Source organism: Streptomyces sp. SID1328, assembly GCF_009865595.1.
GTDB lineage: Bacteria > Actinomycetota > Actinomycetes > Streptomycetales > Streptomycetaceae > Streptomyces > Streptomyces griseoluteus.
On the sequence record NZ_WWKH01000232.1, the window covers coordinates 1 to 304 of the forward strand.

The 304-nt window shown below is 79.9% G+C and carries 1 protein-coding gene; it reads right to left on the bottom strand.

Going from position 1 to position 304, the window contains the following annotated elements:
* A partial coding sequence (locus GT030_RS06530; protein ID WP_161200256.1) for a hypothetical protein occupies positions 1-304 on the bottom strand: 304 nt, incomplete at both ends.

Genomic DNA, 304 nt, shown 5'->3' on the forward strand with positions numbered 1-304 from the left:
TCCGCGCGGGCGGCCCGGTCCAGCGAGTCGGCCCGCCCGGCGAGCCCCCTGACCCGCTCCTCGTGCGTACGGACCTGGAGGCGCGCCTCCATCTCGGTCTGCCGCGCGTTGGCCCCGTCGGCGGAGAGCCGGTCGCGTACGGAGGTGTCCGGCTCCTCCTCGGCCGGCATCTCCTCGGCGACGGCCAGCCGCTCGGCCAGCTCCTCCGCCTCGGCGACGGCCCGTTCCAGCGCCTCCCGTGCCCGCTCGGCGGCCGCCGTCGACCGCTCGGCCTCCCCGGCGGCCCCACGCGCCTGCCCCGCGA